Raw genomic sequence first — 13565 nt, 5'->3', positions numbered from 1 at the left:
TTTCCGCTAGGATGTGCGCCAGTTACCGCGACTGGCGCACATCAAGGTGGAACCGACCACCGGGGAGCTTCCGATCGCGGGCACCGCGCGCCTGGGTGCCCCGGCGTATCAGGAGGCTGCGCATGCGCGTTGCTCTGGAACAAGCGGATCCCCAGGTCGCCGCCCTCATCCGGGCCGAGACCGAGCGCCAGCACGACACCCTGCGGATGATCGCCTCGGAGAACTACGTCTCCCAGGCCGTCCTCGAGGCGACCGGCTCCGTGCTGACCAACAAGTACTCCGAGGGCTACCCCGGCCGGCGCTACTACGAGGGCCAGCGCTTCGTCGACCCGCTCGAGGAGCTGGCGATCGCCCGGGCCAGGTCGCTGTTCGGCGTCGATCACGCCAACGTCCAGCCGTACTCCGGCTCGCCCGCGAACCTCGCCGTGTACCTGGCCCTCGCGCAGCCGGGCGACACCGTCATGGGCATGGCGCTGCCGATGGGCGGGCACCTCACGCACGGCTGGCCGGTCTCGGCGACGGGCGCGTGGTTCCGCGCCGTGCAGTACGGGGTCCGCCGCGACACGGGCCGCGTCGACTTCGACGAGGTGCGTGACCTGGCCCTGCGCGAGCGTCCGAAGATCATGTTCTGCGGGGGTACCGCGCTCCCGCGCACCATCGACTTCCCGCGCTTCGCCGAGATCGCCCGGGAGGTCGGCGCCGTGCTGGTGGCCGACATCGCGCACATCGCGGGCCTCATCGCCGGCGGCGCGCACCCGAGCCCCGTCGGCCACGCCGAGGTCATCTCCACCACCACGCACAAGACCCTCCGCGGCCCGCGCGGCGCGATGCTCATGTGCGACGAACGGCACGCGAAGGCCATCGACAAGGCGGTCTTCCCGGGCCTGCAGGGCGGCCCGCACAACCACACCACGGCGGGCATCGCGGTCGCGCTGGGCGAGGCGTCGCAGCCTTCCTTCCCGGTGTACGCCCAGCAGGTCGTCGCCAACGCCCGCGCCCTCGCGACGGCGCTGCTCGAGCACGGCTTCGATCTCGTCAGTGGCGGTACCGACAACCACCTGCTCCTGCTCGACCTCACCGGCAAGTCCATCGGCGGCAAGCCCGCCGCCAAGGCCCTGGACCGCGCCGGCATCGAGACGAACTACAACACGGTGCCGTACGACACGCGCAAGCCCTTCGACCCGTCCGGCCTGCGCATCGGCACCCCGGCCCTGACCACGCGCGGCCTCACGCCGGCCGAGATGCCCCAGGTCGCGACCTGGATCTCCCGCGCCGTGGACGCCGCCCTGAAGTCGGACGACGCGGCGCTGGACGCGATCGCCGCCGAGGTGCGGGAACTGCTGTCCGCCTACCCGATGCCGGGCCGGGACTGAGGTATTGCTTTTCGGGGCGCCTCTCTTGCTTGCTGAGGCTTTCTTGGAGGCGCCCCGATCGCTTTACTTCCGGCCCAGAAAACTCACTTCCGGCCCAGGAAACGGCGGGACTTCTTCTCCTTGGGCTCCTCGTCGAGATTGAGCTCCAGGGGCGCGAGGTCCTCGAACGCGGACAGTTCCCGCTTGCGCTGCTCGGGAATGCGCTCCGGCTGCGGCTTCGGGCCGCCCCAGTCGTCGTTCCGGGGCTCGTTCCGAGGTTCGTTCCGAGGTTCGTTGCGGGGCGCTTCGTTGTTGGCCGCCCCGCGGTCCCAGCGCGCGGTCGCCTCGCCGGCCCAGTCGTCGGCGGCCTCGGGCTCCTTCTTGGCGTCCTTGTCCTTGTTCCGGCCCCAGCGGGACTTCTTGCCCTTCTCCTCCGCGGGCGCGGGCGCCTGGGCGGCCGGCGCGGTGGCCGGGTCCCACCAGGCCTCCTCGCCCTGCGCGGGCTGAGCGGACCACGCCTGGGTGGCCGGCGGCGACTGCGGCTGCGGCTCGGGCGCGGGGGCGGCGGTCCAGGCCTGGTTGTTCGGACGCTGCTCCGCGGGGTTCCGCTCCCAGGCATCGGTGGGGCGGCGGTCCCGTACCGGGGGCTCGGGCTGATTCCCCCACGGCTCCGCCGGCGCCCGATGGCTCGCCCACGGCTCGTTGCCGGGCTGGTTCGGCTGCTGATTGGCCTGCTCGCTCACGGCATTGTCGGCGGCCCATGCCTGGGTGCGCTCGAACGGCCGGTTGGCGTCCGCGTTCTCGTCGGCCTGCGGATAGGTTTCTTGAGCGCCATTCGGCTCGGCGTACCCGGGCTCGCCCGGCACCCGATCGCGCCGCCGAATGGAGCGCGAGGCGGGATCCGACTCCCAGGTACGCCGCAACTCCAGCGGCTTCGCCTCCAACTCGGGCGCGTCGCCGTCGAACAGGTTCCCGGTGAACGCCTGCCGCTCGGGGCGACGCCGCGGCTCGGGTCCTTGCGGCGCCTCGGCCCCGGCCCGCCATTCGACGGAAGGCCGCGCGGCCGCGCCGGACTCCCCGGCCGGAGGCCACGCCGCGGGCGGACGCGCGGACGCGTCAGACCCGGCCCGCCACTCGACCGAGGGCCGCTCGGGCGCGGACTGCTCGGCCCGCGACCGCCAATCCTCAGCCGGCGGCTGCTCAGCCCCGGACCGCCACTCAACAGACGGGCGCGCGGAGGCCTCCGCCCCCGGCCGCCAGTCCCCCGGCGACTGCTCACTGCCGGGCTGCCATTCGATGGACGGCCGGGCGGACGCTTCCGCCCCCGACCGCCAGTCCCCCGGCGACTGCTCACTGCCGGGCTGCCATTCGATGGACGGCCGCGCGGACGCGTCGGAGGCGGACCGCCACTCGACGGAGGGCCGCTCGGTCATGCGCTGCACCGGCTCCGCGGGCGGCGGCCACTCGGCGGCGGGCCGCTCGGTCGCGCCTCGTACGCCGTCAGCTGCCTGACCCCACGACTCCCGGCCCGGCTCCGCTCCGAACGCCCCGCGCCAATCACCGCCCGGCCCAGCCGCCCGGTCGTCCGCCACCGGCTCGGACGCACGCTGATCACGCCACGACGGCTCAGCCACCGGCTCGGGCGCGCGCGAATCCCGCCAGGACTCGGCCACCGGCTCCGGCGCACGCTGGTCACGCCACGACGGCTCAGCAACGGGCTCGGGCGCGCGGCTGTCCCGCCAGGACTCCCCCACCGGCTCGGGCGCACGCTGATCGCGCCACGACGGCTCCGCCACGGGCTCGGGAGCGCGCTGCCCCCGCCACGGCTCCGCCACGGGCTCAGGAACACGCTGATCGCGCCACGAGGGCTCGGCCACCGGCTCCGGCGCGCGCTGATCACGCCATGAGGGCTCGGCCACGGGCTCGGGCGCACGCTGATCACGCCACGAGGGCTCCGCCACCGGCTCGGGCGCACGACTGTCCCGCCAGGACGGCTCGGCGATGGGCTCGGGCGCGCGCGAATCCCGCCAGGACGGCTCGGCGATCGGCTCCGGCGTACGCGAATCGCGCCACGACGGCTCCACGGCCGGCTCCGGAGCCTGGTTCGCACGCCACGACGGCTCGGCCACCGGCTCCGGCGCGGGAGCGTCCCGCCACGACTGCTCTGCCGCAGACGCGTCCCGCCACGACGCCTCGGCCACTGGCTCGGACGCACGGCTCTCGCGCCACGACTCCGCGGCCGGCTCGGACCCGCGGCTGTCACGCCACGACTCGGCGGCCGGCTCGGAGCCCCGGCCATCACGCCACGACTCGGCCTGCGGCTCGGACGCGCGGCTGTCACGCCACGACTCCGCGGCGGGCTCCGACGCGCGCGACTCGCGGCCCGTGCCGGCGGCTGGCTCGGAAGCGCGGTAGTCCGTCTCGCCCCACGAGGAGGCGCGGTCGGGCTGGCCGTTCGCCGGGGAGTCCGGCCACGTGCCGGGCTCGTAGCTCACCGGGAAGTCATCGGCCTCGCTGGACCACCGGAACCGCTCGCCGGGCGCGGGGGTCTCCCCACCCATCGGCGACCAGGAGCGCCGCCCCGAGGAGTCGGTGCCGTCCTCCGCCGCCCAGGCCGCCAGCTGGCTTGCCGAGTCGTTGTCCCAGTTCCCGACGAGTTCACGGGTGGCCCGGGCCTCGTCCGATTCCGCGCTCGCCGACGCGTCCGAGCGCGACCGGTCGTCGGCATCGTTTCCACGGTCGAAACGATCCGAGCGCGATCCAGCATCGAACCGCGGGTCGCCCTCCGCGCGCGAACCGCCGTCACGATCGAACCGCGAACCGGCGCCGTACGCGGCATCGCCATCGCCGCGCGAACCGAAATCACGGTCAAAGCGCGAACCAGCGCCGTACGCGGCATCGCCATCGCGGTCAAAGCGCGAGCCAGCGCCGTACCCGGAATCGCCGTCGTCGCGCGAACCGCCATCGCGATCGAACCGCGAACCGGCGCCGTAGGCGGAATCGCCGTCGGTGCGCGAACCGCCATTGCGATCGAAGCGCGCGGGAGCGCCAAACTCGCCATCGCGTCCGCCGCCGTACGACGGGTCGCGATCGGAGCGCCCGTCGACGCTGTAGTCCGAGTTCCGCTCAGAACGCAAGCCAGCTCCAATGTCCGAATCGCGGCCTGATCGGGAACCGGCACCGGTGCCGGAATCACGTTCAGGACGCGCACCAGCACCAAAGTTCGAATTGCCATCAGCGCGCGAGCCGTCACCGCGGCCTCGCGACGCGTTTGCAGCGTCGGAATCGCGCTCCGAGCGACCCGTGGAACCGTCATGTTCTCCGCGATCCGCGGAACCCAACTCGGCATCGCGGTCCCCGGAACCGGACTCGGCACTCCGGCGACGGCGGCCGGCCGAACCGGATTCCGCGTCGCTGTCGAACCGGCCCGTGGCATCAGGATCACTCTTGCGGCCTAAGCGCGACCGGGCACCCGGTTCGGTGCCGGTGCCGGAGACGCCGGAAACGTCCGGGTCAGCCTCGGCCCCGAATGCGCCGTCGGCGTCCTCGCCGGCCTCAGGCGACGTGTCCGAGGCGGCGTCGCCCGCCTCGCCGCGCGCGGACGCGTTCCTGGCCAGGCGGCCGAGTTTGGCCCGCATGACGCCGTTGCCGGGGCGCCACGTCGCGGCCGGGGTGGTCGGCTCCGCGATGGCGCCGCCCAGCACCGTCGGCAGGGCGCCGGCCGCGCCCGGGGGCGTCGACGCCGCGGCCGCGAAGGCGGCGTCGGTCGGGGACGTCGCGGGCGAGCGCTCCTCAGACGACGCGGCCTCGCGCGCGAAGGTCCGCGGGAGCGGCCCGGGCTCCGGCAGCTCGTTGCCCGCCGCGAGGACGAGGAGGCGCTCCATGACGTGGAGGTCGACGCGGTACGGCTCCGCGGCCAGCCAGCGCCCCGCGGCGTCCGCCATCTCGTGGGAGTGCACGAGGTGCAGGTGCTCGCCGGGCGCCACCGAGATGACGAGGTCCTCGGAGACGTCGCCGCGGGAGGGGGCGACCACGAGGTACCCGCGGACGGAGCCGCCGACCTTGGCCAGCTGCTCGCGCCAGGTGTGCACCTCCGCGGCCAGGCCGTCGACGTCCTCCGAGCCGGGCACGAACAGGCGGCCGCCGCGCAGGACCTGGCCCGCGGCGTCCATCGTGAACTCGCCGTGGGGCCAGACGGTCGGCAGGAACAGCGCGACGCGGCGGCCGGCGGAGACGAGATGCGTGCAGCCGCCCTCGCCCAGCGCGAAGAATCGGGCGCTCGGAATCGCCTCGAGCTCTTTCAGGCGCGGGAGCGTGTCGTCGGGCTTGCCCCACCAACGGCGCCCGCTCACCGCCTCGTCGATCGATAAGCGTGATACTCGGCGGGCGTCCATGAGGAGGGCGGAAAGGAACGAGCCGGCCAGCGGTACCACATAAGCGAGATTGATGCCGATGAAGCCAAGAACGCCGAGGATGTCGAACCAGCTGTCCGGCAGGCGACCGCGCGTGGCCGCACCCCAGGCGACCGCGCCCGCCACGATGGTCAGGATCGCGAAGAGCGGGAAGCCGCGCAGCGTGAGCACCACCACACCGGCGAGCGCGGCGATCGCCGCGACGCCCCAGATGATGCTCAGTTCCTTGATCCCCCAGCCGGCCACGGCCAGCGCGACCAGTACCGAGGCGCCGAGCAGCCCGGTGGCGACGGCCCCGGTCGGCCGCACCGCGACCCGCTTGCTGCGCTTGATGCCCTCGGCCCATTCGGCGGGCGCATCGCGGCGGAAAGTGGTGGTCACGTCCTGCCCTCCCCCCACGGGCACCCACCCGCAAAGCCGGACATATCGACGCCGATCGCCCGACGAGCCCCCCGGCCGGTCGCGATCTCGTCAAACACGGCACCGAGCGTAACCCCGGCGACCGGCGTCGGCGAAGGGCGGCCGTTCTGATCCCCCACGGCGCTCAGTATGCCCGCCCGGGCGCGCGGAGGCAGTTCCTCGAAAGGTGGGAGGATGGCTGGGTGAGCAACCAGGTCAAGGTCAAGTTCCGGCGCAGCGCCGCCCTCGCCGTGGCGGCGGGCATCACCGTGATCGGCGCCGTTCCGCTGGCCGCCGAGAGCCTCTGGTTCCTGCTGGTACTCCTGATTCCCCTGGCCGTCGCCGTGTGGGCCTGGCGCGCGGGCACGGACGTGAACGAGCGCGGCTTCACGGTGCGCGCCCTGTTCGGCAGCCGCTCGTTCCAGTGGGCCGCCGTGGACGGCCTCGTGACGTCGGACGGCAAGGTGTACGCCCGCCTGGCCAACGGCCACCTGGTCCCCCTGGACGCCGTGCGCCCGGGCGACGTGCCGCGCGTGATCAAAGCCAGCGGTCAGCCCCTCGATTCCGACCAAACGGCGGACAACGACGCGACGGACGGTACGGCCGCCGACACCGAGGATGACCACGAGGACACCCCGCAGCCCGCCAAGTAGGCCGCCCCGCCGCGCGGACGCGCGGGCCGACAGGCGCGACGCCGCCGGCATACCGATACACAAGCGAGACCTGCGCGCCGCCGGCCCGGCCATCCCGATCACCGGGCCACGACGCAACGTCCGTGCGCGCGGACGCGGCGTGAGGCAGGTATGAGGCGCCGGTACGGCTCCGGCATGAAACAGCCACGCGGACGCGCCGCGAAGCGCCGGCCGGGAAGCACGACGCAAACGCAAATGCGCACAGACAAATGCGCGAACAAAATGGCGCCGGGGTGACCACGCAATGACCCCGCGCGATACGTGCACGTGGCGGGCGGGGGGAGGCGCGGAAGACAGCAGGGTGGAAGGGCGGTTCGAAAACGCCGCGCTCAGGGGGCAACGCTACGCTTGGGCGGGTGAGCGCCCGGACGTACCGTTTCGCCGGCCGGAAAGCCGGTCGTAGCCTCGCCGCCGTCTGCGCGGCCGCGGCCGCCATGGCCCTCGGGGCCTGCTCGTTCGGGCCGCCCCCGCCGGACGAGCTGGGGTCGCCGCCGAAGATGTCGCCCTATCCCTCGCCGACCAGGTCGGGAAGTGGCAGCGACGAGGACGGCGGGGCCGAGGTTTCGGTGACGGTGCTGGCCAAGGGGCTGGCGGTGCCGTGGGGCATCGCGTTCCTGCCGGACGGGTCCGGGCTGGTGACCGAGCGGGACAGCAAGCGGCTGCTCAAGGTCGGCAAGGAGACCACCTCCGACGGGATGCTGGTCGCCGAACTGCAGAAGATCGACGCGGCCGTGCCCGGGGGCGAGGGCGGATTGCTCGGGATCGCTGTTTCACCGCAGTACGACACGGATAAGACGATCTTTGTGTACTACACCACGCAGGACGACAACCGCGTGGCCAAGCTGACGCTGGGCCAGGCGCCCGCGCCGATCCTGACCGGCATCCCCAAGGGCGGGGTGCACAACGGCGGGCAGATCCGGTTCGGGCCGGACGGGTTCCTGTACGTCGCGACGGGCGACGGCGACAAGCAGGAGACCGCACAGGACCTCAACAGCCTCGGCGGCAAGATCCTGCGCGTCCAGCCCGACGGGAAGCCGGCGCCCGGTAACCCGTTCGGAACCGCCGTGTACAGCTACGGACATCGCAACGTGCAAGGGTTCGCCTGGGACAAGAACAAGCGCATGTACGCGATGGAGTACGGGGCGGCGGATGCCGATGAGCTCAACGTGATCGAGGCCGGCAAGAACTACGGCTGGCCCGCGGTGGAGGGCAAGGGCACCGACCCCAAGTACACGAACCCGATCTACACCTGGAAGACGGCCGACGCGTCGTGCGCGGGGCTGGCCTATCTCAGCGGCTTCCTCGTGACCTCCTGTCTCAAGGGCCAGCGGATGTACGTCATGCAGGTCACCGACACCGGCACGCTGCTCGGCGCGCCCGCGCCGCTGCTGCAGGACAAGTACGGCCGGTTGCGCGCGGCCGCGGTCGCCCCGGACGGCAGTCTGTGGATCTCGACGTCGAACAAGGACGGCCGGGGCGAGCCCAAGCCGGACGACGACCAGATCCTGCGCCTGGTGATCAGCGATGTCGGCGAGGCCGGCAAGAGTTGACCTCGCCGTTCCGCCGCCGTGCCGCGCTGGCCGCCCGCAGGGCCCGGCGGCGGGCGATCGTCATGGCCGCCGGGCGCCGCCACCACCCGGGCGGCCCGGCGAGCGGGCGCGTGCGGCCCCCGAAGCACCCCCGGCTGCGCCGGCTCGGGCGCGGGCTCCTCGTGGGCCTGGTGGCCGTCGTCGGCATGCTGATCGGGGTCTCCCTCGGCGGGTCCACGACGCAGGACATCGGGCCCTTCCGCGCGCAGCTGTCGCTCACCCCGTCGTTCTACGGCGACACCTCGGTGGAGATCCCGCCGCTGGGCTCGCTGGAGCTGGACAGCCACGACGGCCCGGCGCACCTGCGCATCCGGCTGGAGTCGCTGGACGAGGCGCGCACCCGCGCGTTCGCGGCGAAGTCCGGCAACCTGGAGCAGATCAGCCACGACGCGGTCGACCAGCTCAACCTCGGCGTGCGGCGGCTGGCGCTGCAGACGGCGGGCTGCGGCCTGCTCGGCGGCATGATCCTGGTCTTCCTGGTGTTCCGGAAGCGGCGCGAGACCGCGATCGCGGGCATCGTGGTGATCGGCGTGCTCGCCTCGACCGGCGCGGCCACGCTGCTGACGTTCAAGCCGGCCGCGATCCAGGAGCCGACGTACCGCGGCCTGCTCGTCAACGCCCCGGCCATCATCGGTGACGCGCGGCGGATCACCGACCGCTTCGAGGAGTACCGCGACCAGCTGCAGAAACTCGTGCTCAACGTCAGCAAGCTGTACGGCACGATCTCGTCGCTGCCGGTGTACGAGCCGGACACGAGCGCGACCAAGGTCCTGCACATCTCCGACATGCACCTGAACCCCGCGGCGTGGGGCGTCGTGCGCTCGGTCGCGGACCAGTTCGACATCGACATGATCGTCGATACGGGTGACATCAACGACTGGGGCAGCGAGCCCGAGGCGTCCTACGTGAACGCGATCGGCGACCTGAAGGTCCCGTACCTGTACATCCGCGGCAACCACGACTCGGCCGTCACCGCGGCCGCGGTCGGCCGCCAGCCCAACGCCATCGTGCTCGACGACACGATCGTCACGGTCAAGGGGATCACCTTCGCCGGCATCGGCGACCCGCGGTTCACCCCGGACAAGTCGACCGACGAGTCGAACGAGGAACAGCACCGGGAGGTCGTCGCGTCGGGCGACACCCTCGCGGAGAAGATCCGCACCAGCGGCAAGGCGGTCGACGTCGCGATGGTGCACGACCCCGTCGCGGCGCAGGAGCTGGCCGGGCTGTGCCCGCTGGTGCTGGCCGGGCACAAGCACGAGCGCTCGGTCGCGCGGCTCAACCCCAACCCGGGCGTCCTCGCGCCCGTGCCGCAGGCGTCGCCGTCGACGTCCGCGTCGCCCGCGGTCAAGGCGCTGCAGGAGCGCACCCTGCTCATGGTCGAGGGCTCGACCGGCGGGGCGGGACTGCGCGGACTGGAGAGCACGAAGCCCTTGCCGCTCGCGCTTTCGATTTTGTACTTCGACCAGAACCGCCACCTGTCCGCCTACGACGACATCCAGGTGGGCGGCACCGGGCTCACCGAGGTGGCCCTCCAGCGCCACATCGTGCAGCCGGACACCAAGGCCGCCCCGACGCCGGAGCCGTCCGCGCCCGCGTCCTCACCCGCGGCGTCCCCCACACCATCGCGCTAGACGGACCGTCCAGGGTCCGCGCCCGCTTCGTCCCCGCGCCGTCGCGATGGACGGCAGCGCGAGGTCGCGCCCGCGGCGTCCCCCACACCGTCGCGCTAGACGGACCGTCCAGGGTCCGCGCCCGCTTCGTCCCCGCGCCGTCGCGATGGACGGCAGCGCGAGGTCGCGCCCGCGGCGTCCCCCGCACCGTCGCGATAGAACGGACGGTGCGGGGGAGGCACATGCGGTACAAGAGCGGCAGTTTTAAGAAAGGCGCGAGATGATCAGCTCGCGCACCGTCTTGGCGTCGGCCTTGCCGCCGGTGGCCTTCATGACCGCGCCGACCAGCGCGCCCGCGGCCGCGACCTTGCCCTCGCGGACCTTGGTGGCGATGTCCGGGTTGGCGGCGATCGCCTCGTCGACGGCCTTGGTCAGCGCGCCCTCGTCGGACACGACCTCCAGGCCCCGCGCGGCCACGACCTCCGCCGGGGTGCCCTCGCCGGCGATGACGCCCTCGAGGACGACACGCGCGAGCTTGTCGTTGATCTTGCCGCTGTCGACCAGGCCCTGCAGCTGCGCGACCGCGCGCGGGGAGACGCCCAGGGCATCGAGCTCGGTCTCGGTCTCGTTGGCCCGGCGGGCCAGCTCGCCGAGCCACCACTTGCGCGCGGACGCGGCGGTCGCGCCCGCCTCGACGGTCGCCGAGATGAGCTCGACGGCGCCGGCGTTGACCACCGACTGCATGTCGAGGTCGGAGAAGCCCCACTCGGCCTGCAGGCGCCCGCGGCGTACGCGCGGGAGCTCCGGCAGCGCGGCCTTGAGCTCGGCGATCCAGTCGGCCGCGGGGGCGAGGGGGACGAGGTCGGGCTCCGGGAAGTACCGGTAGTCCGTCGCCGTCTCCTTGCTGCGCCCGGACGTGGTGTCGCCGGTCTCCTCGTGGAAGTGCCGCGTCTCCTGGATGATCTTGCCGCCGTCGGTCAGCACGCCGGCCTGGCGGATGATCTCGGAGCGGACGGCGCGCTCGACGGAGCGCAGCGAGTTGACGTTCTTCGTCTCCGTGCGGGTGCCCCACTCCGCGCCCGGGCGGTTGAGCGAGGTGTTCACGTCGCAGCGCATCGAGCCCTGCTCCATGCGCACGTCGGACACGTCGAGGGTGCGGATGACGTCGCGCAGCTCGGTGACGTACGCGCGGGCCACCTCGGGCGCCCGCGCGCCGGTGCCGGGGACGGGCTTGGTGACGATCTCGACGAGCGGGATACCGGCGCGGTTGTAGTCCACGAGGGACTCGGTCGCGCCGTGGATGCGCCCGGTCGCGCCGCCGACGTGCAGCGTCTTGCCGGTGTCCTCCTCGAGGTGCACTCGCTCGATGCCGATGCGCACGAGCTCGCCGTCGATCTCCACGTCGAGGTAGCCGTCCACGCACAGCGGCTCGTCGTACTGGCTGATCTGGAAGTTCTTGGGCATGTCGGGGTAGAAGTAGTTCTTGCGCGCGAAGCGGCCCCACGGCGCGATCGAGCAGTTCAGCGCCAGGCCGATGCGGATCGTGGCCTCGATCGCGGCGCGGTTGGCGACCGGCAGCGCGCCGGGCAGGCCGAGGCAGACCGGGCAGACCTGGGTGTTCGGCTCGGCGCCGAACGCGGTCGGGCAGCCGCAGAACATCTTGGTGTTGGTGCCGAGTTCGACGTGCGTCTCCAGGCCGATGACCGGCTCGAACGCGGCCACCGCCTCCTCGTACGACATGTGCGTCACGGTGCTCATGGTCAGTGCCTGCTTTCAGCCTTGTGTATCCACGCACGACATTGGGTATCCATCGCACACCTGGAGGGAGCGACGTCATGCCGGTGCAGTTTCGAAAGAGCAAGAAGTTCGGCCCGTTCATCTTCCACTTCACGCAGGAGGGTTTCTCCTCGTGGAGCTTCAAGCTGGGCCCGTGGTCGTGGAACTCGCGGAGCAAGAAGAACCGCGTGGACCTGCCCGGCCCGTTCTCGTGGCGGCAGGGCAGCCGGGGCTGAGCCGGCCCCGGCGCCCGGCCTCACAGTGACGGCGGGGTGAGTGGCGGCAGCGCTGACTCCAGCGCGGCCGCCACCCGGTACATCCGGTCGTCGGCCATCGTCGGCGCCATGATCTGCAGGCCGACGGGCAGCCCCTCGGACAGGCCGGCCGGCACCGAGATCGCCGGGCCGCCGTAGAGGTTCGACGGGATCGTGTACAGGTCGGCCAGGTACATCTGGTACGGGTCCGACGTGCGCGAGCCCAGCGGGAACGCCACGAACGGCGTCGTCGGCGCGATCAGCACGTCGGCGTGCTCGAACGCCGCGGTGAAGTCGCGGGTGATCAGCGTGCGGACCTTCTGCGCCTGGCCGTAGTACGCGTCGTAGTAGCCGGCCGAGAGCGCGTAGGTGCCGAGGATGATGCGCCGCTTGACCTCCGGGCCGAAGCCCTCCGCGCGCGTGATCGTCATGACCTCTTCCAGCGAGTGCCGGCCGTCGTCGCCGGAGCGCAGGCCGTAGCGCACGCCGTCGAAGCGGGCGAGGTTGGACGAGCACTCACTCGGGGCGATCAGGTAGTACGCCGGCAGCGCGAACTTGAAGCTCGGGCAGGACACCTCGACGATCTCCGCGCCGAGCTTGACGAGGGCGTCGACCGACTCGCGGTACGCCGCGGCGACGCCGGGCTCCGCGCCCTCGCCCGCGAACTCCTTGACCAGGCCGAGGCGCACGCCGCTCAGGTCGCCCGTCGCGCCCAGCCGCGCGGCCGCGACGACGTCGGGCACCGGCTGCGGGATCGACGTCGAGTCGCGCGGGTCGTGGCCGCCCATGACCGCGTGCAGCAGCGCGGCGTCCTCGACGGTGCGCGCGCACGGGCCCGGGGTGTCCAGGGACGAGGAGAAGGCGATGAGGCCGTACCGCGACGTGCCCCCATAGGTCGGCTTGGCGCCCACGGTGCCGGTCACAGCGGCCGGCTGGCGGATCGACCCACCGGTGTCGGTGCCGATGGCCAGCGGCGCCTCGTACGCGGCCACCGCGGCCGCGGAGCCACCGCCGGAGCCGCCGGGGATGCGCGAGGTGTCCCAGGGGTTGAACGTCGGCCCGTAGGCCGAGTACTCCGTCGAGGAGCCCATCGCGAACTCGTCCATGTTGGTCTTGCCGACCATGACGAGCCCGGCCTCGCGCAGGCGCGTGGTGATGGTCGCGTCGTACGGCGGGCGCCAGTTCTCCAGGATCTTCGAGCCCGCGGTCGTGGGGACGCCGCGCGTGGCGATGACGTCCTTGACGGCGATCGGCACTCCGTCGAGCGGGCCGAGCGCGGCTCCCTTGGCGCGGCGCTCGTCGGCGGCGCGGGCGGCCTCGAGCGCGCCCTCGCGGTCGACGTGCAGGAATGCGTGGATCTTGCCCTCGACGGCCTCGATGCGGTCCAGGTGCGCGGAGGCGACCTCGGTGGCCGAGACCTCCTTGGCGTCCAGGCGGCGGCCGAGCTCGGCGGCGGACAGCTTGATCAGGTCACTCAT

Annotated in this window: 8 protein-coding genes and 1 riboswitch; of the genes, 5 read left to right on the top strand and 3 right to left on the bottom strand. The window is 72.7% G+C overall.

The features are described from left to right. Positions 1-17 precede the first annotated feature (17 nt). Positions 18-104, top strand: a riboswitch (ZMP/ZTP riboswitch). Positions 105-122: 18 nt separating this feature from the next. Continuing rightward, positions 123-1373, top strand: coding sequence for a serine hydroxymethyltransferase (gene glyA, locus ACQPZ4_RS07115; protein WP_433057343.1), 1251 nt, complete (start codon positions 123-125; stop codon positions 1371-1373). Positions 1374-1456: 83 nt separating this feature from the next. Here the strand turns inward: glyA and ACQPZ4_RS07110 are convergent, their stop codons facing one another. Next, positions 1457-6145 carry a hypothetical protein gene (locus ACQPZ4_RS07110; protein ID WP_433057342.1) on the bottom strand — a complete coding sequence of 1563 codons (4689 nt, stop codon included), beginning with the start codon at positions 6143-6145 and terminating at the stop codon, positions 1457-1459. Between the two features lie 221 nt (positions 6146-6366). Here ACQPZ4_RS07110 and ACQPZ4_RS07105 point away from each other — a divergent pair, with 221 nt between their 5' ends. The 3 genes from ACQPZ4_RS07105 to ACQPZ4_RS07095 all read left to right on the top strand — a co-directional run bounded on the left by ACQPZ4_RS07105 (position 6367) and on the right by ACQPZ4_RS07095 (position 10078). Then, on the top strand, positions 6367-6816 hold the full coding sequence (locus ACQPZ4_RS07105; RefSeq protein WP_433057341.1) for a PH domain-containing protein: 450 nt from the start codon (positions 6367-6369) through the stop codon (positions 6814-6816). Positions 6817-7211: 395 nt separating this feature from the next. After that, on the top strand, positions 7212-8405 hold the full coding sequence (locus tag ACQPZ4_RS07100; protein WP_433057340.1) for a PQQ-dependent sugar dehydrogenase: 1194 nt from the start codon (positions 7212-7214) through the stop codon (positions 8403-8405). Between the two features lie 62 nt (positions 8406-8467). After that, on the top strand, positions 8468-10078 hold the full coding sequence (locus tag ACQPZ4_RS07095) for a metallophosphoesterase family protein (RefSeq protein WP_433066330.1): 1611 nt from the start codon (positions 8468-8470) through the stop codon (positions 10076-10078). Positions 10079-10321: 243 nt separating this feature from the next. Here the strand turns inward: ACQPZ4_RS07095 and gatB are convergent, their stop codons facing one another. After that, a complete protein-coding gene (gatB, locus tag ACQPZ4_RS07090; RefSeq protein ID WP_433066328.1) occupies positions 10322-11797 on the bottom strand; it encodes an Asp-tRNA(Asn)/Glu-tRNA(Gln) amidotransferase subunit GatB in 1476 nt (491 codons plus the stop codon). Between the two features lie 95 nt (positions 11798-11892). Between gatB and ACQPZ4_RS07085 the strand changes: the two genes are divergently transcribed. After that, the gene (locus ACQPZ4_RS07085; RefSeq protein ID WP_327005912.1) at positions 11893-12069 is read left to right on the top strand and encodes a DUF4236 domain-containing protein; all 177 of its coding nucleotides are present in this window, start codon (positions 11893-11895) and stop codon (positions 12067-12069) included. Between the two features lie 20 nt (positions 12070-12089). Here the strand turns inward: ACQPZ4_RS07085 and gatA are convergent, their stop codons facing one another. Further along, positions 12090-13565, bottom strand: coding sequence for an Asp-tRNA(Asn)/Glu-tRNA(Gln) amidotransferase subunit GatA (gene gatA / locus ACQPZ4_RS07080; protein WP_433057339.1), 1476 nt, complete (start codon positions 13563-13565; stop codon positions 12090-12092).

The organism is Dactylosporangium sp. CS-033363, from assembly GCF_050942475.1.
Lineage (GTDB): Bacteria > Actinomycetota > Actinomycetes > Mycobacteriales > Micromonosporaceae > Dactylosporangium.
This window is presented reverse-complemented; position numbering and strand designations above follow the sequence as displayed.